Genomic DNA, 22066 nt, shown 5'->3' with positions numbered 1-22066 from the left:
GATCTAATTGCTTTCCAATCTGTAAGAGTCCACCGCAGCGTCATGGGCCAGCCATTGGCCAAGACCTGTTGCTTCGCTCTGGTTGAAGAAACCACGCTCAATCTGATCGGCAAGGTGCAACGCGACACCGCGCCGCCATAAATCATGGCGCGCGGGGATCGACAGGAAGGCGCGCGTGTCATCGTTGAATCCTGCAAGGTTATAGTACCCCGCCGTTTCGACCACGTTGTCGAAATAGCGCCGGATGCCGTTCAAGCTATCGTGGAACCACCACGGCGGCCCGATCCGCAGGCATGGCCAATGTCCGGCCATCGGTGCGAGTTCGCGTGCATATGTGCTTTCATCCAGAGTGAACACGAGCACGCGGAAACGCGGATCATTGCCAACCCGGTTTAGCAAGGCGGCCATGCCGCCGACCCAGTTGATTGCGCCCGGGATATCGGCACCCATATCTGGGCCGACTGCGTCAAACAGCGCTTGGTTCGTATTACGGCGACTACCCGCGTGGATTTGCATGACAAGGCCATCATCCGCTGACATTTGCGCCATCTCGACCAGCATGTGGCCATAATAGGCACGCGCTTCGTCTTGGCTCAATGTGCCCGCAACGGCGCCCTGATGCAGCGCGGCGATCTGGTCGCGGTCGAGCCAGCAGGTAACTAGCTCGGGCACGTCGTGGTCCGTCGCCGTCGCGCCCGCATTACGAAATGCCGCACGGCGGTCACGCAGTGCGGCAAGAAATTCTTGATAATTGCCCGTGTCACGCCCCGTCATCTCGGCCAATTCAAAAAGCGCTACGCTGTAACCCGATCGCTGAGGATTGAGCAGGTCGTCAGGACGGAATGTCGGCACGATCCGCCCCGACCAACCAGACGCCGCAATTGCCGCGTGTTCGGAAAGAGCCGATGTCGCCGGATCGGTCGTCGCCAGCAGCGAAATGTCGAACCGATCAAACAGCGCGCGTGGGCGGAAATCGGGGCTAACCAGCTTTGCCTCGATCTGGTCGTAGATTGCGTCTGCGGTTTCGGGGCTAAGAGGGGCTTCAATCTCCAAGGTATGATGAAACGTATATTCTAGCCACTGCCGGCTGGGGGTTCCGAGGAACAGATCCCAGTGTTGCATGAACAGGCCAAATACATCACGCGAGTCACGACCACGACCGTCGGGTCCGATGCCAAGATCACCAAGCGAAACGCCTTGCGAATACAGCATCCGGAAGACGTAGTGATCGGGCTGTATCAAAAGAGCCGCTGGATCGGGAAACCTGGCGTCATCGGCCCACCAGGCAGGGTCGCAATGCCCGTGGGGCGAAACGATTGGGAGATCGCGTATGCCCTCGTAAATGGACATCGCTACAGGTGGTAGCTCAGAAGTACGGGTACCGATCATGGTGCTCTTTCAAGTTTCTTCGAGATCAAAGAACGCGCTGTTCGCTGACACGGTGTCTGACAGCGTACCCAGTACCAATCGAAGGTGTTCGCGCAACTGTCGCGTGGCGTCTTCTGCGTGCCGCGCCTGCACCGCTCTTAGGATTTGATCATGTTCTTTATAAAGGCTGGCCATGTTGTCTATTTTGTCGAGTGAAAAGACTCTCAACCGATCAAGCACTGTCTTTTCGCGGACCAATGCACGCTGTATTCTGCCAAGCCCAGTCGCCTTGGCGAGGGCGAGATGAAATTGGTCATCGAGGACTTGGAACGTCGCCTTGTCACCTTCTTCAACAGCGCGGCGTTGCTTTTCAAGATTGTCAAAAAGCTCTGCTTGTGCGGCCTTGGAAAGACCGCCCTCGCATAGGTTTTCAACCACAGCCACTTCTATCGACTCACGCAAGAACTGCGCACTTGTGATCTGGTGCACCGAAAGCTTCGTTACGAACGTGCCGCGGCTGGGCCGCGTAATAATCAGGTTCTCTTCTCGCAGCATCGCGAAGGCTTCGCGCACGGGCGTCCGACTGGCCCCGAAAACCTGACCAATCTCCGTTTCAGAGATCATTTGGCCCGGAGTGAGCCGCATTGAGAATATAGCATCCTTGAGCGCTGCGGCGATTTGATCGTTCACCGGTCGCGACAAGTCCAACGCTGGGACATCATCGCCTGTTGATTCAATGCCGTTCGAGTGTCGGTTCACGAATTACTCTTTCACTCTATGGGTTCACGGGTCGTGCCTGATGTGTTGTATACCGGTATTCCGGTAACTTGACAACCAGTATACCGGCATGCAAAGTTCCTGAACAGCTGCGGGGGAGGCGTTAGCGAAGATAGGTGGTGCGCACCATAAATCGCAATCTAGCTTGACGCGGAACTGCGTCGGCTGCTTACGTTTTTTGCGTCGGGTGCATCCAGAAACTAGCCTAAAATCATTGCAAGTTTCTATCGACGCGGTCACCGTTATGATACCTGAACGAAGAACGATATCGCTTAACTTAGGAGGAGTTAGTCAAGTGAAAAAGACCCTTTTGAAAACCACCGCCATTCTGGCAGGTCTAGGTATGACGGCCTCGGCCGTTTCAGCCCAAGAAATTCGCTTTCAGTGCTATTCAGATGGCAACGAATGCGAGGTCTACGACGATCTGCTGAGCCGATTTGAGGCCGAAAATGACGGTGTCGATGTCATTGTTGACATCGTGCCTTATCAGGCGATTCTGGAAAACCTGCCGGTGCAGCTGGCAGCGGGCACTGGCCCTGATCTTGCCAAGGTCACCGATCTGGGTGGTCTGAACGAGTATTATCTTGATCTGACGCCACATGTTGATGCGACCTATTGGGAAGACTCGTTTGGCGAAACGCTGAACTGGTACCGCGTTGGTGACCGTCAGGGCATCTACGGCATGCACTCTCAGCTGACCATCACTGGCCCATTCGTGAATGCGACACTGTTTGAACAAGCAGGCGTGGACATGCCGGGTGCCGGCGCAACTTGGGATGACTGGGCGGCTGCATCCAAGGCCGTTGTTGAAGCGACTGACGCGGATTTCCCAATGGCGATGGATCGCTCCGGTCACCGTGTTGCGGGTCCGGCGATTTCCTATGGCGCAGCCTACTTTGATGCAGACGGCGTAGGGTCCTTTGATGGCTTCGAAGCCTTTGCAGAAGCCTTTGTCGGCTGGAACGAAGATGGCACAATGGCGCGCGACGTCTGGGCCAGCCAAGGTGGATCCACCTATGCGGATGCCGCACAGGAATTTATCAATGGCGAGGTAGCTTTCTACTATTCCGGTTCTTGGCAGGTTGGCCGCATGGACGAACAGGTTGGCGATTTCTTTGACTGGCAGGTCGTAGGCTCACCTTGTGGTCCAGCTGGCGCATGTTCCGGCATGCCGGGCGGTGCAGGGATTGTTGGTTTTGAAGGAACTGAGCATCCTGAAATCGTTGCTGCAATCATCGATTTCCTTGCTGCCGAGGAAAACTACGCCGAAGCTGCCGCACGTACCAAAAACCTTCCTGCACACCTTGGTGTTGCCTCTGCTGGCGTTGAATTCCAAGACGCTAGCCCAGCAGCGCAAGCCGCGCTAAACGGTTTTGCGGGCGCTCTGCCTGACGTCTCCCCAATCGCATTCGCGTATCAGGGCTATGCTGGCAACCGCGCCATGTTCGGCATCACGGTTGAGCGTCTGAGCCAAGCGATTGTTGGAGAGCTTTCGGTCGCTGACGCGATGGAACGCGCGGCATCTGATCTGGAAGCGGCATTGGCCGAAACCCAGTAAACCACTCAAGCCCCTCGCGCTGGTTTGGCGCGGGGGGTCTAACACCTGTGGGGGGGCCTCATGTTACAAGTTATCTCTCCGATCATGCGCGTGATCGAAATCCCGATGCTTGCGCTTCAGCGGATGCTGGGGATCAACAAACTCGCATGGGTCTTCTTATTCCCAAATTTGCTCCTGTTCGGTCTGTTCGCGTTCCTTCCGGTCATCCTGAACGTGGTCTATGCAACGACAGGCGGCGACAACGTGCTACTGGCTGACCGCCCTTATGTAGGGCCGCGCAACTTCGCCACCTTGATCGATTGCTCGAACTACCTTGATCCGAATTCTTGCCGCGAGGACAAATTCTGGCGCGCTGTGTGGAACACCAGTTGGTTCGTCACCTTGCAGGTCGGCATGATGGTCGCCTTTTCGCTGCTGACGGCGGTGATCCTGAACGGCGAAATTCGTGCCCGCGGTTTTTTCCGCTCTGTGTTTTTCTTTCCCGTCCTGCTGTCCCCTGTTGTTGTCGCCCTGATCTGGAAGTGGATTTTACAGCGCGAGGGGGTACTTAACGCCTTCCTCGACTGGACAGGAATCGGCGGTTTCAATTGGCTGGTGGATGCTCAATGGGCGTTCGGATGGTCGGTCTTTATCTCAGTCTGGGCCCATATGGGGTTTTACACCTTGATCTTGTTGGCTGGATTGCAAGCGATCCCCCGCGACGTCTACGACGCGGCGACGATGGACCGTGCGTCGCCTTGGCGGACTTTCCGACGCATCACACTGCCGCTTTTGGCGCCGACCATGCTGGTCGTTCTGGTGTTGGCGCTCATTAAGGGCGTCCAAACCTTCGACGAAATCTACGCCTTTACGGGCGGTGGTCCGGGCACGGCGACGACATTCATCATTCAATACATCTACGAAGAAGGCTTTGCCGGGGCACCACGCCTGTTCGGTCTCGCCGCGGCTGCATCGCTTCTGGTGGCCTTGGTGCTTATCCTTCTGACACTGGTGCAACTCTGGGCAAACAGGAAGAACGCAAATGGCTAAAGTCATCTCCTTTCTGACCGCAACACGCGGCAAAGGCCGCCTACATTGGACCGACTGGGTGTCCTACACCTATCTGGCGGTTGGCATCTTCCTGATGTTTGGTCCGGTAATCTGGCTTGTCCTTTCCAGCTTCAAGACACAGAATGAATTGGACCGGTTCCCGCCGCGTTTCCTGCCCTACGCGCAGGAAACCGTGGAACTTGATGGATTTGACGATCCGCTGATCGTCTTCACTGTTTCCGAGGCATCAGAATCCGAATTGGCCGGAGAGACCGTCGCACAAACCCGCCGCGCCGCAGGCCGCGCAGAGGTTGTGCGTCTGGATGACCCGGACACGCGCGTCCGTCTACCCGCTGTTGATTTGCAGGCGATAGAGTCCGTGTCATTCGCGACTGAAAACTACACGCAGTTGTTTGAGCGATTCAATTTCCTTCGTTTCTTATGGAACTCCACATTCATCACCGTCACGGCGACGCTTTTGATGCTGCTGGTCAACTCGATGGCTGCTTTCGCCTTGTCGAAATACGAATTTCGGGGCCGAACCACGGTACTGCTACTGGTCATTGGCACATTGATGATCCCGCAAACGGTGGTGCTGGTGCCGCTGTTCCTGATCGTGACCGAACTGGGCATGTTTAACTCGCTTTGGGGGGTGATCATTCCCGGTGCGGCAACGCCCACGGGCGTGTTCCTTCTGCGGCAATACATGATCACCATCCCGGATGAGATTTTGGACGCCGCGCGGATGGACAAAGCCTCCGAATGGAAAATCTTCTGGCGCATCATCGTGCCGCTTTCGGCACCTGCGATCGCTGTGCTGGCGATCCTCGCCATTATGTGGCGTTGGAATGACTTCCTCTGGCCGTTGATCGTGCTGACACGGACAGAAAACTTCACCCTGCAACTGGCGCTGAATTCCTTCCAGGGCGAGCTGCAAACCGACTGGGCCTCTCTTTTGGCGATGACTGTGTTGACGTTGTTGCCTATCGCTGCGGTCTTCATGTTTTTACAGAAATACATTGCCACTGGCATCGCTTCGACGGGAGGCAAATAATGGACCTGAACTTACCAAGCGTGGGTGTGCAGCTTAAAAATGCGCGCAAATCTTACGGCGACGTCGAGGTGATTAAAGGTATCAATCTCGATATCAAGCATGGCGAATTTTGCGTGTTTGTCGGGCCGTCGGGTTGCGGCAAATCCACCCTGTTGCGGATGATCTCGGGGCTTGAGCCAATTTCGGGCGGTGATATCGTGATTGGGGATGAGGTTGTCAACGACATCCCCGCCGCCGACCGAGGCCTTGCGATGGTGTTTCAATCCTATGCGCTCTATCCGCATATGACCGTAGAACAAAACCTCAGCTTCGGATTGGAAAATATCAACACGCCACGAGCCGAGATTAAAGAAAAGATCAACGCCGTCTCTGCGATGCTTCAAATTGATCAACTGTTGGGACGACGCCCCAAAGATTTGTCAGGCGGTCAACGCCAACGTGTCGCCATTGGCCGCGCTGTGGTGCGTGAACCTCGTGTTTTCTTGTTTGATGAGCCGCTGTCGAACCTTGACGCTGAATTGCGCGTCGACATGCGCGGGGAAATTTCAGCCCTGCACAAACGTCTGGGCAACACGATGATCTACGTCACGCACGATCAAGTCGAAGCCATGACAATGGCCGATAAGATCGCGGTGCTGCGTCTTGGTGAGCTAGAGCAATTTGGCGCGCCGCTTGAGTTGTTCAACAACCCGCACAACCTGTTCGTTGCAGGTTTCATCGGATCACCTAAGATGAACTTCCTTAAGGGCAAGGTAGACACGTCTGATCGGACGCTGCTGACCCTTGAAACCGGCGAACAAGTGCGCTTGCCAGACAGTGGTTTCGGCCAGCAGGCCGGCCAGTCCGTGACCCTTGGTATTCGCCCCAATGAACTTCAACCGGCAGCGGACGGCGCACTTCACCTCGAAGTCCGCGCAGTCGAACAACTCGGCTCTGACAGCTACCTGTACGGTGCGCTCAGCGATGGCACGCGTTTGACCGTCCACAATCCCGGCCAAACAGTGGTTCGTGAAGGTGAGCAGGTACCTCTGAACTTTGCAGCCGAGGCTGTGCATCTCTTCGACACCGAAACAACCCTGACCCTTCGGGACCAAACATGAGGCAGACGTGGCGCTGGTTCGGCCCTTCGGACGAAATAACGATCGACGAAATTCGCCAAACCGGCGCCGTAGGTATCGTATCAGCGCTGCACCATGTTCCGACGGGTTCAGTGTGGACGCCAGAAGAGATCGCCAAGCGCCAGCGTGAGATTGAGGGGCCGCCCGACGCGCCAAGCGGGTTGACGTGGGATGTTGTAGAAAGCTTGCCAGTCTCAGAAGCGATCAAGATCCAAAGTGAAGACTGCGTCGCGCACATCGATGCGTGGCGTACGAGCCTTCGCAATCTCGCGGCGGCAGGCCAGAAGGTGATCTGCTACAACTTTATGCCAATCCTTGATTGGACACGGACTGATTTGGCCGCTCGCATGCCCAATGGCGGCACAGCAATGGCCTTTGATCTGATCGACTTCGCCATTTTCGACCTGCACATTTTGCAGCGCAAAGAAGCTGCCGGGGAGCATTCTGCTGCGATCCAAGACGCGGCTATGGAACGGTTATCGCAGATGAGCGACGGCGCTAAAGCGGCCTTGGCGTCTAATATCGTTGCGGGGTTACCGGGGTCTAACGACCGTTGGACGTTGGATGACGTGCGCGTAAACCTTGGTACCTATTCCAAGATGTCACCTGCACTGCTGCGGCAAAACCTAATAGATTTCCTGTCCGAAGTCGCACCGCTGGCCCAAGAACTGGGTGTAAGGCTTTGTTGTCACCCTGACGACCCGCCGTTTCCCCTGCTTGGCCTGCCGCGCGTCATGTCGACCACTGACGATTATGCTACAATCCTTGATGCGGTAAATCTGCCCGCGAGCGGCGCCACGTTTTGCACAGGTTCGCTTGGCGTAGCTGATGGGTTCAACCCGGTCGAATTTATCGCCCGTCTGGGCCCGCGCATTCATTTCGCCCATCTGCGCAACACCCACCGTGCCGGCCCCTTCGACGGCAAACGGGTCAGTTTCCACGAATCCGAGCATCTCGCAGGCGACACGGATATGGTGGCGACACTCGATGCGCTTCTTGCAGAAGAGGCGCGGCGACGCGCCGCGGGTCGCGCAGACGCAGAAATTCCGATGCGACCCGACCACGGTCAGGCTCTCTTGGGGGACCTGGATCGTCCGATGATGCCCGGCTACCCGTTGATCGGGCGGATGCGTGGGCTGGCAGAACTTAGAGGTATCATGGCTGCGTTAGAGACATAGCCACGCAACCCTGTTGCACGAGCGGCGGTCTCACGTAGCATCCTTGAGGGTGCCAAGAAACAAATGGCGCCCGCTGATGGTTTTCAAACGCAGCTTATGTCCCGTTCCCCGCAGACGTTGTAGCGATTGAATATGGAGAAGAGGCGGTTGCCCCGCCACCATTTAGCTCCATAATTATGCAGCGACTTGATCATATGGCGTTTGCACCCTTGCGCCGCGCGGCCGTATCACAAGACCTCAAGTTGAGGAAGAGATCGCGACTTTGCAAGGTCGTTGGCGCGCAGCCGAAAGCAATTTGGACACCAAGCTTGTCGCCGATTTTGTAGATCGACGGTTGGATCCTTTTGATATCAGTCAACTGGCACAGGTTATTCGGACCTGCCAAGCATCACAATCAATCAGTGAAGCGGGGCGAAAGCTGTTCGCGGTATCTCGTGAAGAGCGGGCAAGTCGCAACGATGCTGATCGACTACGTAAATATCTCGCGAAATACAAGCTGTCTTGGAGCGATTTGATTGGGTCATAACGGCCCATTGCGGACATTGAATCGCTCATTAGCAGCTGCGGCGCAGCGTCTTCAAACCAGCCATTTGTCGTGATCATTAAGGACCGCAACATAAAAAGCTGATTTTTCTTAGTCCTTAGAGACCATCTTGCATGCCAATCACAACCACACCCAAGGCTAAAAGAAGTAGATATTCTCGTTGCCACGAGGCGTTGCTGCCTCGTAAGATTTCGGTTTGGCGAATTTTGGTCGGATCGAAGGTATGCCGCCCTTCATTCAGTGTCATAGCCGAGTGCGTACCTTGTAGTAACCAAATTGGTGAACGGCATTTTTTAAGAGCAGAGGCTAAATCGTAAACTTTTTCGTTTGTTTTTTGAATGTTTTCGAAGATTGCAGGGTCCAAGGAAAGGCCGTATTTGCCATCAATTAATCTCATCCGTTCACCAGCAAGTGAAAGAAAATCACTCCGACCTACGAGATCTGGAGGCAGGATCTTGTCCGCTTGGATGTTAAAATTCTCGGCCGTGTCGGCGTGAACTGCCGTTAGCTTGGCCCACAGTTTTGAGGTGTTGTCTGAACCATATGACCACTGCATCGGGAGGTCACACAAATACATCTGCTGAAAAGGTTGCCCGATGACGCTTTCGAACAAAAGCGTCATCATTGCTCCCCAACCTTGGCCAAGGGCAGCATTTTGCTGCAGTCCATGAGCTTTGATCAATGACAAAAATACGTCGACATACATACGCAGCGTATAGTCAGCATCGTTCAACCACGCGCTTTTGCCGCGCCCGGGAAAATCTATCATGACGACACGATAGCCCAAATGCGCCAAATGCGGGGCCAGTGGTATAAAATCGTCAGCACGCCCTGCTAAATCATGGAAGAGAAAGATTGCTTTCGTGGGCTTTGGGGGCGCGACAACCGAGACGTTTAAGTAGCTGTAGTTGCCACTAATTTCGACCATCAAAGGTTCGGCGTAGTATTCAAGCTGAGCGTTTGGCATTTGTCATGTCTAGCAAGTCTGTTTCAATCATTTTGATGCGTTCGGACGGTTCATGTTGGGTCCATTGCTGGCTTGCAGCGTGACTGCGTTCTACCCAATAGTCGTGATCGGTCCATAATTGTGCAAGCGCGCTAACCCACGGCAAAGCGACGCTGGGCGGCGGAATAAGCTGCGGATTCTCTCGCATTACGTTTGGCACATCAAACCGCAACGCCCCGTCGCCCAAGTGTTCGGGCAGCCCTCCGTGATTTGCGCTCACCACAGGAATGCCAAGTGAAAGTGCCTCAATCGCCGTTCGTCCACCACTTTCGTGCCAAACAGACGGCATTAGTAGAACACACGTACGCGAAAACACATCCGTCATATCAGTTTGCAAACCGATCCTGCGGATATTGCGCATCTGTGAGAACGGAAGCCCTGTTTGGTCTTCGACGTCGGTTAGATTGCTGCGACTTTCAACGACAAGAAACTTCATTGAAGGGAGCGTCGCATTCATCATTTCTGCAATGCGATAAAAGAGTGTAACGCCTTTGTGGAAAGACGGGTTGATGAATGTTACGTGACGCGCCGATTTTGAGGGGCGGGCCGCATCCAGCTGTGCGATGAATTTCCCGATAACCGTACTGTCGAGGTTTAGCCGGTCTTTGTAGAGATCATGCGTTGCGATAGAGTCGGTGAAAACTAGGTCTGCATCTCTAAACGTTTCACGCGACTTGTAGCCGGGGTTGGCAAGATAAAAAACGCTTCCTATTTTCTTTTCTTGTGCCAGCCTACGAATGCTTTTTTCATAGGGCGTAGAACCGTAAGAGATAATAGTATCAGGTAAGAATGAACCGATTACATTGCTGCATGTTTCGGTCAGGTCGTTGATCATCTCGAGGGTCGCATCAGCCGCGCGATGTGATCTAAAGGGCCGTGCGAGATGGGTGACAGGACCGTCTTGATATCGCCAAAATAGGCTGTCTGCGTCTTTTTGGAAACCGCTCCATTTCAACATCTCGACCACAGATGGTTTCTGTGCTTTGTCAAAACATGCCCCTGACACCGACATAACGTCGTGCCCACGATCAGCGAGTGCACGCAAAATAGTGCGCACAGAGATCGCGGCGCCGCTGCTGGGATCGATCAAGCAAGACAAAGAGGTAAAGAGAATGCGCAAATTAGGTCCTCTTGGCTTTACCGCAGCGGGGTCATGATGATCTTGGTTCCGTCGACCTGGCGCATGCTCGCGTCCCACCGCAGCTTGAGAGATTGGTCAGGCACGGGTTCAAGCTGCATCGTATCAAGTATAACAACAAGGGCGACAAGTGCCTCAAGATTGGCAAACCGCGCGCCGGGGCAAACCCGTTTTCCATCGCCAAAGGGGACGAAATTGCCAGCGGTTTCCTTTGCTAAACTCCCCTTTGGATGCCGTTCAAGTCGCACGTCCAATGGGTTCGGAAATACGGAACTGTCTTGCTGGACACCAATAATCGAGATCAAAACCCGCCGACCCTTAACCAATGCCCAATCACCAATTTGATCATTTTCGGCGAGGGTCCTGCTGAGCACTGGAATGGGTGGGAATATCCGCATCGCTTCGAGAAAGAATGCGTTCAGGTCCTGCAGTGCCAAAACATCAGCGGCCTCCAACCCTTCGTCCGTGGACATGCCGCGCACAGATGCACGCAGTTTGGATTGAAGGGCTGGGTCCTTGGCTAATAGAAACATTGACCATGCCAAAGAGCTGGCTGTCGTATCAAAACCAGCAAAGAGTAATGTCGCCAATTCACCGAAGATATCAACATCGGCGGGGTCGGCCTTGGCCAAGTCATTCACTAAGCCGCGGCTATTGCTTTTATCCCGTTCAGTTAAAAGTTTCGCGAAACGTGCTTGAAGATCTAGTTTCGCATCTTCCGCATCAAGTGTAAGGAACGCTTCGTCGACTCCGGAACGCGTCGGCTGTGGAAAGTTTTCCCACGAGGCCAGCCGCAAGATTTTGCGAATATCACTAATTGCCTCGGGCCCCCAATCTTCGATTGGAAATCCTAAAACCATTTTACTGACGGTCGCAGCGGCCGCGAAATCAAGTGCCTCATCAACGGCATATTCAACGCCATTGCTTTGGGTTAGTAAATTGTCGCAGGCCTCACGGAAAAAATGTTTTGTAGCTTTAAGCACTGCATTGGCATCTGTTTCGGTGATGTAGGATTGCGAATACCCACGAAGCTTTCGCCATTTATCGCCGTTGACCGTGAGCCGACTTTCACCAAAAAGCCGGGAGTAACTGCCGAAGTACTTGCAATATATTTCGGTTCGGTTGCGCAGGATCTCACGTGCCGTATCCGCGTCTTGAACAAGGTGGAAGGTTGCGCCCCCGATTTCGATATCGAGGTTCTTGCCCGGTCTGTTCTTGGCCAGATAATACAGCACGTTACACGGGCTTTGCAGCCATGTCTCTAGCAGTGGTGTGCCTTTAGTACGGATCAGTTCTATCAAGTCTATTCCTGTGAAAAAATGCGCCCTATCAAAAGGGCGCATTTGAACGTTTCAAAACGTCAGATCAACGTGGTCAAAACGTTGTTGTAAACCCGACAAAAGCACCGTGGATCAAACGTGGACTTGTGTCTTCATACCCCAAATCAGATTCACCATCTTCATCTGAGGTGACGTCGATATTCCAAAGTTGCTGCAGTTGATAGCCCACTGAAACTTTTGTAGCCGGGGAGAAATAGTAATCCACACCAAGTTGTGCGTCCAAACTTGCCGCAGTTTTGCTTTCCGTAAATCCACTGCTAAAGCCGCTGCTAAAGCCGCTCTCGCTAGCCTCGTAGGAAAAAGTATCTTTCCGCTCACCGAACAGCACCGAGGCACCGAGTTCCCCGGAAAAGCCAATCTGACCCGTTGCACCAAGCGGCGTTGGGTTCGTTGCAAACCCAATGCCAACACGCGGGCCGACCCCGAGATACTCACTCTCGGTCTTATACGATGCTTCATAACCACCGCTAACGTCTTCACGGCCCAATTTTTCTTGCTCAGAGTTACTGTAGAGTGCGCGCGCTCCATAAAACAGCCGGACGTCTGCACCTTGCATGGGCAATGAGCGACCCATTTCAAAATCCAAAGCCGCGAAGCTAAAATCATTTGACCGTACGAAGGTATCTGACCCGTCAGTTACTGTAATATCATTATCCGGAACGCCCCCGAGTGTAAGCCCAAATGACATGTCTTTACCCGGTGCCAACTGGCGCCCGAGAGATAGGCTTGCAAGATATCCTGCGTCAGAATTGGAGTCGCCGATCTTTTCTTCGAATTCATCGGGCGCGCCTGAATATTTATCGACGTATGGATTATTGAGTGACCCGTAAGCGCCTTGCACGTTCAGCGTATAGCCCGCAGGAAAAGCACCGTCTTGTGCCAAACCTTGCTGCGCGCCGCCTGCTATGAGGGCGACAGTCGATGCAGACGTCATCATTAGTTTATTATTCATAACCGTTAACCTTTATACTGAGCTGAAATCAGCCTATACTGAGTGCTGCCCTTACGTAAGTACAAAATTGTATTGTTTGGGAAAATGTGCGTCTAATTCGCACTTCCAATATTTAACACTGTATTCTTGCGCCCAGGTCGAACGACACCGTCATATCCACGTTTGAAAAATACACGTTTGCCTTTGTTAAGCTCGCGCGCACCGCGAATAAGCCGGGGTGTCATAGCTGTATCCGACGTCGCAAAAACCGTAAGTGCAGCGGCATCAATATTTTCGTCGTATAACGGTTTGAGAACAGCGCGCCCGTCCATCCATTCGGTCCCCGTCTCAACCGTGGTGTGCAGCCAACCCACATAGCCAACGACAGTATTGTCGCGCAACCCGGCCAAGTTGTGTCCGTCCCGCAATTGTGTGCGGATGACGCCGGCAATCGACGACAGTTCAAAATTGCCAAACACATCTGACTCGGCCAGAAAATCCATGACCATTCCGTACGCTTCATAGGTCGATGAAAGAGAAACGACACTACCGCCGCTGTCGTTTTTTGGGGGGGATGTCATGCAATTATCCGATCGCCATTGTGTGAATGGCTGTGATTAGTATGCAGCACTAAGAAATTGATCAAGGTGTCATTCATTTGTGTTTTGCGGCAGCCATAACACAGCCGTAAATACCGGTATGCTTGTGTTTCATATAGTGAGCCAGCAAAACGTTGCTCCAGTGTCTGCTTTATGAATGTTTGAAAGTTCAACCCTTACAGCAGCGAAAGTCTGGTTGCCGCCCAAATCCGAACAGCCCCATCACCCTTCCCTCTCGCATTCCCGGTCCCAGCTGATGTTTGTCTTAAAATCCCGCCGCAGGTTCCAGGGCGCGTTGGCCGCGCGCCAGTCGAGCTCTTCTTGCGTGAACCGTCGCGGTTCTTCGATCTCACAGAAGCCTGCTGCGTCATCGGACACCATGATCGGATCCAGACGCTTCGCACCGCGCTCAAACTGCGCGCTGTCCAACCCCAAATTAACGCGCAGCGCGCCGATGACCGATGCAGACATTGAGAAAACTCCAGTTCAAGATGTAGGGGGGGTGCGCATGGCAATGGCCGCATGAAGAAAATGCGCGGATATCTGGAAAACGGCTTTCTGGAACTCGACAATAATTGTGCGGAACGATCAATTCGTTGTGTAGCCTTGGGCAGGAAAAATTATCTCTTCGTGGGCTCCGAAGGCGGAGGTAAAGCCGCGGCAATAGCCTACACCCTGATCGAAACCGCCAAGCTCAACAACGTCGATCCGCAGGCGTGGCTAACATGGGTCCTCGCCCAAATTGCTGACCACAAAATCACACGCCTCGACGAGCTGACACCCTGGCGTTATGCCGCTCAAGCAGCATAACAGCGGCAGTAAACGTCACGCTAGAGCGCCTTTACCGGACGGGCACTATAAATCGTCAAATTCTGTCATTCCGCTCAAGGAAGGCGGAAGGTGTTGCAAAAAAAGAACTGCAAGCCAAGGTTCACTCAACATATCTTGCTATTCTCGGTCAAAAATGAGGTATATTTCTTTACCTAATAGCCTATTATTAATGAAGGTTGATAATGACTCAGTTCACACCAACAAAAGTGAGCATTGCCGCTTGTGCAGCTTTGCTGATCAGTAGCGCGCCTGCTTTCGCTGGCGGCCTAAGCAATGAAATCGTCGAGCCAGAGCCGATGGCACCAATGGCTGCAGCCGGATCAGATTACTATTTTACAGGTGCAATTGGTTCGTCTGTTGGTGGTAATTTTGAAGGTTATTTAGGTTCTTTCGATGTTGAGGGTACTTTTGATCCGTCCGCCCTTGTGCGTCTAGGTGCAGGTTATAACATATCCGAGCTGTTTCGGGTCGAAGTTGAAGTGTCTTACCGGAGACTTGCGATTGGAGACGAGTTTGAAAGAGTTTCTGCTGGTTTTTTATTGGATAGCGATGGCGAAGCAGCGACAACAACGTTCATGCTTAACGGCTTGTATGATATTGATCTACCAACATCCACTTTCGATCTTTACGTGGGCGGTGGGCTTGGCATGGCAAGTGTTGACGTCGATTTTAGGCGCGGACCAGATGGTTTGCCTCCGGGCTTTCAGTTGATCGAGGGTTCCTTCACAGCGCCTGCAGCGCAGTTGCGCCTTGGTGCGGAGCGTGAATTGGCCAACGGTATGCGCGTATTCGCAGATTACACGTATTTGTATGTAACAGAAACCGAGTTCGACGGGTATAATGACGGCTTAGGAGATGTTGAGCAAATATTCAGCCCGCTGGATAGCCACGAAATTGCAATTGGCGTGCGCTACGGTTTCTAAACCGCGGAACGAAAGCAGTTTGGTGCGCGTTCATGCGCGCCAAACCATCCGACAACCTCCAAAGGTCCAAATGCTCGCCTAAGTGTCCACTATCAATGGTGGACACTTAGATCATCCCAAAACGTTCAGGCAGAGCGGGTTCACCAAACGCTTACGTTTCCTCGTCGGTCCAATAGCAACCAATCCGCTCAGCTTTATCCAGTGTTTAGAGATGTGGTCACTGATCAGAGACATGCCACATCGCAATCCAACATAAAATTACTCATTTGGTTGTTCTGGGTGAGGAACAAGCGCATTTCCATCGGTGAAGCTATCTACCAAATGAATGTTTTCTTTCCCCTCCCAGTATGTTTCTGGAATGTGCTCGAGCACTATCATTTGGAACGATTTTTCGTCTTCAATCGACTCATTGATGAATTCGTTCAGAAGGTCGAGCGCGATCTTGACCTTGGCAACATCGGGGCTGTCTATCTCATCTTTTTTGTCGTTTTTATCTCCCCAATAGGGGCGGCTGAACTGGTCGATAATCAGGAAGGGTGCAACGTGTGGAACATCGTTTGATTGTATAATTCTGTGAAGTCCTAAAAAGAAAAACAAATGCAAGAACATATCATTTGAACTGCCCCCAATATTCTCGGTTGAGAGGGATGTCGACCTCTTCAGGTATAGGCGCTTCTCTCTATAATCAAAGTACGTTTTATACTTGGCATATTTGCCCAGAGCAGCTGCTGATGCTTGAAGATATGAATGAGTGATGTCATTCATGGTGGAGACGAAAATGCTCTTTCGTTCTTCCACAGACATCACATCCAGTGTATCAATTTGGCTTTGTAGATCATCTTGCTTGTCATTTGATGTAGCGCCGTCCTGATCAGGCTGCGGTGCATACAAATCTAGCTTGGCTTTAATCTCTCCCAAGAAAAAGAATTTCTCATTTTCGTTCGCCGCTGGTTTTGTATTTTCTGGGAGATGTGAGAGTTCTTGCTGCAACTGACGTTTTTCGTGTTCCAAATTTTTTATCAAATCAGAAATATTACTGTCGATGGGGTTCTTCACCTTAACTGCATTTTTGATCGCAGCTTGATCCATTTTCAACGCATCAAGGATTTCAGAAAAAATTGACGTTTGAACAAGAGACGTGTGCTTGTCAGAAATGAATTCAACGGCCTTGAGGCTATCGTCTGTGGCACGTAGCGAATTCTTGTATCTGGAATACTCGCTAGAAAACCTCTTGAGACCACCAATTTTCAATGAAATTTTACTGATCTCAGACGAAATTTCTCCATGCCTGCCGGCCTGCACTTCCTTCACTTTTGGAGAGATGCTCTCGACCATTTCTTTGAGAAGCGCCATGCTATCTTCTGAGCTTACGTCATCTTCGACTAGACCAAACTCTCTTGCTTTGCGTTCTAATTCCGAAGCTTGCTTCAAAAATAGCTCTTGTTTTTTTGACTTTGTGTCGCTTTCTCTCTCGAGTTTTTTGAGTTGCTTTTCTAAGTCCGTTCTTTTTTCTCGCTTGAGAATGTTTGAAACAGTATCAATTCCAACCGCGAGATCGAAGGTTCGAGGAAGTGCCTCTCGGTATCTTGACTCGTTTTGCTTATCAAAAAAGTTAGTGGTGTGCTCAATTATGTCGCCTGATATCGTGTTGAAAAGAAGGAAGTAACGAAGGGAAATCTTTGATCCTGCCTTCAACATTTTCCCGCCGTAGGAGATTTTAGTGTCCTGATCGATCTGAAACTCAGCGGAGAGTGTGCGTTTTAGCGCGGCCTCTGTATTGTTAACCACTGGAAATTTATCTGGGATTTCGCCAATTGAAGAAAAGAAATAATCACCTGACACAGCGTTTTTATCAGGTGCCTGCCTTGCGATTGTGTAGCTCTTTCCATTTATCGTGAAAGTTATTCCATACCACGCTGCATGCTCGTTGATATCAGCCTCAGATATTGAGTGCTTACTCGCAAAAAAACAGTAGTCAACGATATCGAGAACTGCGGTTTTACCAGTCAAGCTATCTCCAGTGATAACGTTGACTTTATTGGGAAGGAATTCGAGTGTTCTGCGTTTCCCATTTTCGAGCCAGATGCAAATATTCGTAAAATGGAAGTTCACAGTTCAATCCTTAGGTTCAAGTAGAGTGTTTCAATTTTTTCATCTATCAGCGCCGAAATATTGGGGGCCGCCTTATAGATTTTTTCAGCCCGCTTACCCATCTTCTTGTCGTAGTTGATAGGGGTTAGAAGTTGCAAATTCCCGTTCTCCAACGCAACGATGTCTAGTTTCCACAACAATTGGATTGCGTTAACAGATGTAACAATCTCTGAATAAAAACGTCGATTAAAGTTGGAGAAATTGGATAAGTGCTCAATGAAATATTTTTCAAAACTTAGGATACTCGTGGAACTTCTAGCTAAATGACCGAGGAGTTTTTCGTGGGAAATAATAGGCGAAATGAGTAGCACCTTAGACATAGATAATTGCTCTGCCTGCTCCAAAACAAAAGCTAAGCTAAGCGCTTCAATCGCAATGTTGTTGAATAGACTGTTTGGATTCACGTATATTTTTCCTTCCAGTCATTTCGCCAACCGATTTTTTTATCTTCGCACAGGTCATAGTATTCACCGTTGCTAAAGCGGATGTTCATTTCTTGATCTGCTATTGACAGTTTCTCACTCCTGATTTCGTCCAGAACACACTGTGCCAATTGATTGATGTCATCTCCATCGCCTAAGTGTCTGAACTTTTTGCGGTGGATATTTTCCCAAGTTGCCAGAGCATTTTCTTCAAGATCATCAGCATCGATGCTCGAGACAACTCCTTCGTTAACCCATTCGTGCAAATTAGTTTTTGCCAAAAGTTGATTGTAGAGCATCTTCAAAATGAAGTCGGTATCTCCCACCGACACATCTCCAATCTCAATCAGCTGTTTTATGAATAGCTGCTCTCCAATTTCTTTTGGTTCAGAGAAATTTGTTCGGACGACCAATTTTCCGTTTCTGGCTTTATCGAAATGGACCTGATACTTCTTCAAAAAGTCATCGTAGCTAATAATGATTTTTTGCTTTGATGCTACGAGATCAAAATTATCAGCCCTTAGCTGTGAGTCCAATGAATGGAAGACGTCGTCAACGCGATCGCTTGGAACCATGAAACCTAATATATTTTCTTTACAGTCCTCAATTATGGTTGAGCACCCTAAGTCAAAAGCGATGTTGGTGAAGAATGCCTTGGAAACCTCTTTGCTCAAAGCCAAAACGTTTTTGATGTAGTTGATAACGTCTTTGTCCTTTGTTGCGCCCTTAAGATCATTCAGCGATGTTTGGAGTTCATTATGGGTACACTCATTTTTTTGAAACGCACGTATGCTGCTTAGAACCACATTTCCAGAATTATCGGATTTGTTGCTGCATAGGAGGAAATCGGACTTTTGTGCGAACTTAAGCTGTTCTGCCTCGCCTTTTCTACCAGCATTTTTATCTGTTATCACCTCGACCCAATTTGAAGTTGTTTTCCAAAAATCCTTGTCAAGAGAGGTTAGATTCTTCGCATCACCATCTTTTTTAGTTTGGGTCGTGAACTTGAGTTGGACTAGAATTTGACGATCATTGGATAGATCGCAATGCACATCATCCATCACCTCAAGTCCAAGTGTCTCGCCCTTCTTTAGTTGAAGCAACCTATTGAGAAAATAATAATACTGGAAATCAAATCCAATAGACTTGTCTTCGGCGCTAGTCTTATCAACGTGTTGAGTGGTAGACATCTGTAGTCAATTTCTGCAAGTTAAAAACTACCTGAGACCCTTGCACAAATCGTCAAGTCGGGCAAACCTAAAGCGCGAGTGCATACACTTGAATTCAATCTTTAGGTGGCCCTCAAGTGGATATTGGTCATTTCTGTGCGCTTGGCATTATGCGCTGTGATCCCCGTAGGTACCAGTCGGATTTCATGACGTGTATTCAGAACGCGGCGCCAGCGCGGTTCGCTAACCCTTCACGAACGCGCCCATATCGAGCTAGGCCATTTCTCAATCCTCGAAGGTGTTCCGACGTTCAATCTGATTTCGAAGTCAGGCAAGTCTCAGGTTCGAGAACCTGACCTGCCGCGTGATCTTTGGGACAAAGTGGAGCGGTGTTTGGAGTTGCAGGCCGATCATGAGGCTTTGGAAGAAATGCTCGGCAACATGGATGACGTTGATTGGGCCGAATTGCGCGTCACGATTGCCAGCATCGCTTCTGTGATGGTGTTGATTGAGAAGATTGACGCGGACAACCCCAATCATAGCGAAACCCATCCCAAGGCGGCGACGCGAATATTTCAGCTACTTGGGCATGTCGACGATATGTGGTCCATTGGCACGTCGCTAAACGTTGATGATCTGCCTGATCCTAAGCGTATTCAGGAGTTTGCAAAAGAGGTGATTTTGCCTGCCTATTTCGATGCGGTTGAGATGGCAAGATCAGCCGAGGCCACAAGTTTCATCGATGATCTAGGTGATCCTGAGGTATTTTTTGCAGATATCGCGCATGCAAAACTTGGCCATTGGGACCAGTTGCAAACGGTTGGCGCGAAGGAATGGGCGGAGCTGAAAGACGCCAATGAGCAGATTTTGCCATTGGTCTATAAATTTAAGGCAGAGAACAACACGTCGATATAATGCAGAATTGCAGTTTGGCCGATATCCTTGATATCGGGTGTGCATGCGCCCTTTCGATCAAATAGTATTGTGGCGAAGGTGTTGGCGTGTGTATCAAAACAGAGATGGCGGATTTTGAACCCATGAGTGCCTTGATCATGGAATTATGACCGCTCTTCGCGTCCTTGCCACGTGGTTCCATATCAAAAGCGTATCTGATGCTTTCAATGATCGTGGATTTTCCCGCACCGCGTCCACCAACCAGAACATTCAAACCTGCATTAAGGTGAAGCTTTTGGTCACCAAGAAGCCCACCTTCCCACGAGATTGCTACCAGCCGTGCGTGGTCGGTCACTTCTGGATCAGAATTCAGACGTATTCGGCTTTCATGGTCCAAGAAACACTGCTTCAAGCCCTCAAGAGTCACATCGGACATTCTCAACAGTGTGGATGCGCCATTTTTGGCAAAGTCATCAGGACTGCTTACATCGCAGGCATTTATCAATGCTATCGGTCTATTCCGTTTATGAGCTTGATCCTTGTTCGTCGCAATTTTTTGAAGCTCATTCGGCATACCGGCCACCGTTTCCGGAATTGCGGCTACATTGAGCAAATCGGACTTCCAAGCTTTGGCTCGCGGCTTTCCTTTTAGGGTCGTAAGCAATCCACTTTTTTGTGTTACATGGGCCGCTATTGAAAGCCCCCCTTTTTCATCAATGATCTTAACAAGGTCCAGAAAGTGCTTGTTCGAAATAGGCGATGTGTCAGACGGGTCGTCGATGCCGCATGCTCCAATTGCCTGCGTCAGATCGGTTTGAGAAGTGTCGGGAGGGAATAGGCAGAGTAAATGCACGCCTTCATATGAATTGGCTTCAAAACCAAGAAAGACTGTAATCCCGTACTCGGTCAGCTTGTCTGCCAAGCTTTGACTTTCGCTGACGCGAAAATGGTCCGTAACCCCAACAACTTCAATTCCGTTCGCCTTGCAGGCTTGCGCCATCTTCTCATTGTAGTCCGCTTCATTGTCGCAACCACAGTTCTTAGAGTGGTCAAGACAATACTGGTAAGGGTTCACCTGAAATGCGCATTTGAAATATCTGCTACCGGACTGCCCCTTTAACGCGTCAACAATGCCTATAGGGGTTTGGGAGTGACCAGAAAGTGTTAATAAATTTGGATCAAGACCATTACTCATAATGTTGCAACCTGAATGTGTTTGTTTGGCTGCACAATAACCTAGGCGTGTGACCGTGTCGCGGTAAATAAACCTATTTGGCAGCTTCGCTTTCACCAGAGTTTTTAAGGCTCTCATCAGCGATTGCCTCGGCTTGAATAACGAAAATTTTGAACTCTTCCAGAGACATAGCAGCAGCCGCGCTTGACAACCTTTCGAGCAAAATTGCCTTCTTCGGGTCATCGACGACTGGATCAGTAACCCCAAGCAACACATTTGGCGTCGTACGCAGCGCAACTGCGATTTTGACCAGTGTTCCTAGGTCTGGTTCCCGCCTGTTAGATACGTAGTGCGCATAGCGCCGCTCTTCCAAACCTGACCGCCTTGCGGCTTCGGCGTTTGAAATTCCAAGCTGTTTTGCCCGTTTTTTTAGGTTCTCTGCAAATTCATCCATAGGAACATTCTGTTCCTCATAGACACACAATTCGCCACGTACTATATGTAGCCTTATGGGAACATATTGTTCCTGCATATCAAGAATTTAGGTAATTGATCAAATGCAGATAGCCCATAAAGTCGCCGCCTTGGCATCAATAGTTGTTTCTCTTGCTGCGTGCACTCCGCCAGCGACTGTGGATTTCAACGGGCACAGCGTAAAGATTAGAACTTCTTCAAATCTGGCGTCAGACAAACAGGCCGCACTTGTTCAAGCGCGGAGTATTTGCGGAAAAGTTGGGAAGCGTGCGGAATATGCCTCGACAACATATGTGCACGATTTGAACATCCAGCACTTGTTTTTGTGCATCTAAATCAACGTGATAGAGCAGTATCTTATTAGGCCAATCGTGAATGGAGATAGCCA

At 50.8% G+C, this 22066-nt stretch carries 20 protein-coding genes and 1 pseudogene; 8 read left to right on the top strand and 13 right to left on the bottom strand.

Annotated elements, in window-relative coordinates; genetic code table 11:
• Positions 1-3 precede the first annotated feature (3 nt).
• Positions 4-1389, bottom strand: coding sequence for a glucuronate isomerase (gene uxaC, locus Yoon_RS06505; protein ID WP_238111251.1), 1386 nt, complete (start codon positions 1387-1389; stop codon positions 4-6).
• 9 nt (positions 1390-1398) lie between these two features.
• Positions 1399-2127, bottom strand: a complete 729-nt coding sequence (locus tag Yoon_RS06500) for a GntR family transcriptional regulator (protein WP_238111248.1) — start codon at positions 2125-2127, stop codon at positions 1399-1401.
• Between the two features lie 313 nt (positions 2128-2440).
• Here Yoon_RS06500 and Yoon_RS06495 point away from each other — a divergent pair, with 313 nt between their 5' ends.
• The 5 genes from Yoon_RS06495 to uxuA all read left to right on the top strand — a co-directional run bounded on the left by Yoon_RS06495 (position 2441) and on the right by uxuA (position 8082).
• A complete protein-coding gene (locus Yoon_RS06495) occupies positions 2441-3703 on the top strand; it encodes an ABC transporter substrate-binding protein (protein ID WP_238111246.1) in 1263 nt (420 codons plus the stop codon).
• An 84-nt stretch (positions 3704-3787) separates the two neighbouring features.
• The gene (locus Yoon_RS06490; RefSeq protein ID WP_238111243.1) at positions 3788-4732 is read left to right on the top strand and encodes a carbohydrate ABC transporter permease; all 945 of its coding nucleotides are present in this window, start codon (positions 3788-3790) and stop codon (positions 4730-4732) included.
• A complete protein-coding gene (locus Yoon_RS06485) occupies positions 4725-5786 on the top strand; it encodes a carbohydrate ABC transporter permease (RefSeq protein ID WP_238111241.1) in 1062 nt (353 codons plus the stop codon). The genes Yoon_RS06490 and Yoon_RS06485 overlap by 8 nt, the downstream gene beginning before the upstream one ends.
• Complete coding sequence (locus Yoon_RS06480) at positions 5786-6886, top strand: ABC transporter ATP-binding protein (RefSeq protein ID WP_238111240.1); 1101 nt, start codon at positions 5786-5788, stop codon at positions 6884-6886. Before Yoon_RS06485 ends, Yoon_RS06480 begins: the two co-directional genes overlap by 1 nt.
• On the top strand, positions 6883-8082 hold the full coding sequence (gene uxuA / locus Yoon_RS06475; RefSeq protein WP_238111238.1) for a mannonate dehydratase: 1200 nt from the start codon (positions 6883-6885) through the stop codon (positions 8080-8082). Before Yoon_RS06480 ends, uxuA begins: the two co-directional genes overlap by 4 nt.
• Positions 8083-8723: 641 nt before the next feature.
• Here the strand turns inward: uxuA and Yoon_RS06470 are convergent.
• From Yoon_RS06470 to Yoon_RS06445, 6 genes are all read right to left on the bottom strand, one after another.
• Entirely contained in the window at positions 8724-9593 is an 870-nt protein-coding gene (locus Yoon_RS06470; protein ID WP_238111237.1) for an alpha/beta fold hydrolase, read from the bottom strand.
• Complete coding sequence (locus Yoon_RS06465) at positions 9574-10752, bottom strand: glycosyltransferase (protein WP_238111234.1); 1179 nt, start codon at positions 10750-10752, stop codon at positions 9574-9576. The genes Yoon_RS06470 and Yoon_RS06465 overlap by 20 nt, the downstream gene beginning before the upstream one ends.
• A gap of 17 nt (positions 10753-10769) precedes the next feature.
• A complete protein-coding gene (locus Yoon_RS06460; protein ID WP_238111233.1) occupies positions 10770-12071 on the bottom strand; it encodes a cytochrome P450 in 1302 nt (433 codons plus the stop codon).
• 73 nt (positions 12072-12144) lie between these two features.
• Entirely contained in the window at positions 12145-13062 is a 918-nt protein-coding gene (locus Yoon_RS06455) for an Lpg1974 family pore-forming outer membrane protein (RefSeq protein ID WP_238111232.1), read from the bottom strand.
• A 92-nt stretch (positions 13063-13154) separates the two neighbouring features.
• A complete protein-coding gene (locus Yoon_RS06450; RefSeq protein ID WP_238111231.1) occupies positions 13155-13622 on the bottom strand; it encodes a hypothetical protein in 468 nt (155 codons plus the stop codon).
• 240 nt (positions 13623-13862) lie between these two features.
• Entirely contained in the window at positions 13863-14111 is a 249-nt protein-coding gene (locus Yoon_RS06445) for a hypothetical protein (RefSeq protein ID WP_238111228.1), read from the bottom strand.
• A 48-nt stretch (positions 14112-14159) separates the two neighbouring features.
• On the opposite strand from Yoon_RS06445, the pseudogene Yoon_RS06440 reads away from it, so the two are divergent.
• Positions 14160-14450, top strand: a pseudogene (locus Yoon_RS06440) (transposase domain-containing protein); the annotation flags it as partial.
• Between the two features lie 203 nt (positions 14451-14653).
• On the top strand, positions 14654-15394 hold the full coding sequence (locus Yoon_RS06435; protein WP_238111226.1) for an outer membrane protein: 741 nt from the start codon (positions 14654-14656) through the stop codon (positions 15392-15394).
• A 258-nt stretch (positions 15395-15652) separates the two neighbouring features.
• Here the strand turns inward: Yoon_RS06435 and Yoon_RS18000 are convergent, their stop codons facing one another.
• From Yoon_RS18000 to Yoon_RS06420, 3 genes are read right to left on the bottom strand one after another with little or no spacing between them, the layout of a single operon-like run.
• Complete coding sequence (locus tag Yoon_RS18000) at positions 15653-17506, bottom strand: DUF3732 domain-containing protein (RefSeq protein ID WP_238111224.1); 1854 nt, start codon at positions 17504-17506, stop codon at positions 15653-15655.
• Positions 17503-17949: a hypothetical protein gene (locus Yoon_RS06425; protein ID WP_238111221.1), complete on the bottom strand. Its 447-nt coding sequence runs from the start codon at positions 17947-17949 to the stop codon at positions 17503-17505. Before Yoon_RS06425 ends, Yoon_RS18000 begins: the two co-directional genes overlap by 4 nt.
• A complete protein-coding gene (locus Yoon_RS06420) occupies positions 17946-19157 on the bottom strand; it encodes a hypothetical protein (protein WP_238111220.1) in 1212 nt (403 codons plus the stop codon). Before Yoon_RS06420 ends, Yoon_RS06425 begins: the two co-directional genes overlap by 4 nt.
• 372 nt (positions 19158-19529) lie before the next feature.
• Between Yoon_RS06420 and Yoon_RS06415 the strand changes: the two genes are divergently transcribed.
• Positions 19530-20051 carry a hypothetical protein gene (locus Yoon_RS06415; protein WP_238111219.1) on the top strand — a complete coding sequence of 174 codons (522 nt, stop codon included), beginning with the start codon at positions 19530-19532 and terminating at the stop codon, positions 20049-20051.
• Here the strand turns inward: Yoon_RS06415 and Yoon_RS06410 are convergent.
• A complete protein-coding gene (locus Yoon_RS06410) occupies positions 20023-21342 on the bottom strand; it encodes an AAA family ATPase (protein WP_238111218.1) in 1320 nt (439 codons plus the stop codon). The two genes, Yoon_RS06415 and Yoon_RS06410, sit on opposite strands and share 29 nt — an antisense overlap.
• A complete protein-coding gene (locus tag Yoon_RS06405; protein ID WP_238111217.1) occupies positions 21299-21658 on the bottom strand; it encodes a helix-turn-helix domain-containing protein in 360 nt (119 codons plus the stop codon). Before Yoon_RS06405 ends, Yoon_RS06410 begins: the two co-directional genes overlap by 44 nt.
• Between the last annotated feature and the right edge of the window lie 408 nt (positions 21659-22066).

Origin of the sequence: Yoonia sp. I 8.24 (genome assembly GCF_022096995.1) — a bacterium.
Classification (GTDB): domain Bacteria; phylum Pseudomonadota; class Alphaproteobacteria; order Rhodobacterales; family Rhodobacteraceae; genus Yoonia.
Note: the sequence above shows the minus strand (reverse complement) of the source record. Positions and strands in the feature narration are given on the sequence as shown.

Excerpts from the sequence above, each read along its gene's own strand:
- Yoon_RS06485 (WP_238111241.1), top strand. The coding sequence starts at position 4,725 with ATGGCTAAAGTCATCTCCTTTCTGACCGCAACACGCGGCAAAGGCCGC.
- Yoon_RS06405 (WP_238111217.1), bottom strand. The coding sequence starts at position 21,658 with ATGGATGAATTTGCAGAGAACCTAAAAAAACGGGCAAAACAGCTTGGA.
- Yoon_RS06420 (WP_238111220.1), bottom strand. The coding sequence starts at position 19,157 with ATGTCTACCACTCAACACGTTGATAAGACTAGCGCCGAAGACAAGTCT.
- uxuA (WP_238111238.1), top strand. The coding sequence starts at position 6,883 with ATGAGGCAGACGTGGCGCTGGTTCGGCCCTTCGGACGAAATAACGATC.
- Yoon_RS06455 (WP_238111232.1), bottom strand. The coding sequence starts at position 13,062 with ATGAATAATAAACTAATGATGACGTCTGCATCGACTGTCGCCCTCATA.
- Yoon_RS06490 (WP_238111243.1), top strand. The coding sequence starts at position 3,788 with ATGCGCGTGATCGAAATCCCGATGCTTGCGCTTCAGCGGATGCTGGGG.
- Yoon_RS06470 (WP_238111237.1), bottom strand. The coding sequence starts at position 9,593 with ATGCCAAACGCTCAGCTTGAATACTACGCCGAACCTTTGATGGTCGAA.
- Yoon_RS06445 (WP_238111228.1), bottom strand. The coding sequence starts at position 14,111 with ATGTCTGCATCGGTCATCGGCGCGCTGCGCGTTAATTTGGGGTTGGAC.
- uxaC (WP_238111251.1), bottom strand. The coding sequence starts at position 1,389 with ATGATCGGTACCCGTACTTCTGAGCTACCACCTGTAGCGATGTCCATT.
- Yoon_RS06435 (WP_238111226.1), top strand. The coding sequence starts at position 14,654 with ATGACTCAGTTCACACCAACAAAAGTGAGCATTGCCGCTTGTGCAGCT.
- Yoon_RS06480 (WP_238111240.1), top strand. The coding sequence starts at position 5,786 with ATGGACCTGAACTTACCAAGCGTGGGTGTGCAGCTTAAAAATGCGCGC.
- Yoon_RS06450 (WP_238111231.1), bottom strand. The coding sequence starts at position 13,622 with ATGACATCCCCCCCAAAAAACGACAGCGGCGGTAGTGTCGTTTCTCTT.
- Yoon_RS06410 (WP_238111218.1), bottom strand. The coding sequence starts at position 21,342 with ATGAGAGCCTTAAAAACTCTGGTGAAAGCGAAGCTGCCAAATAGGTTT.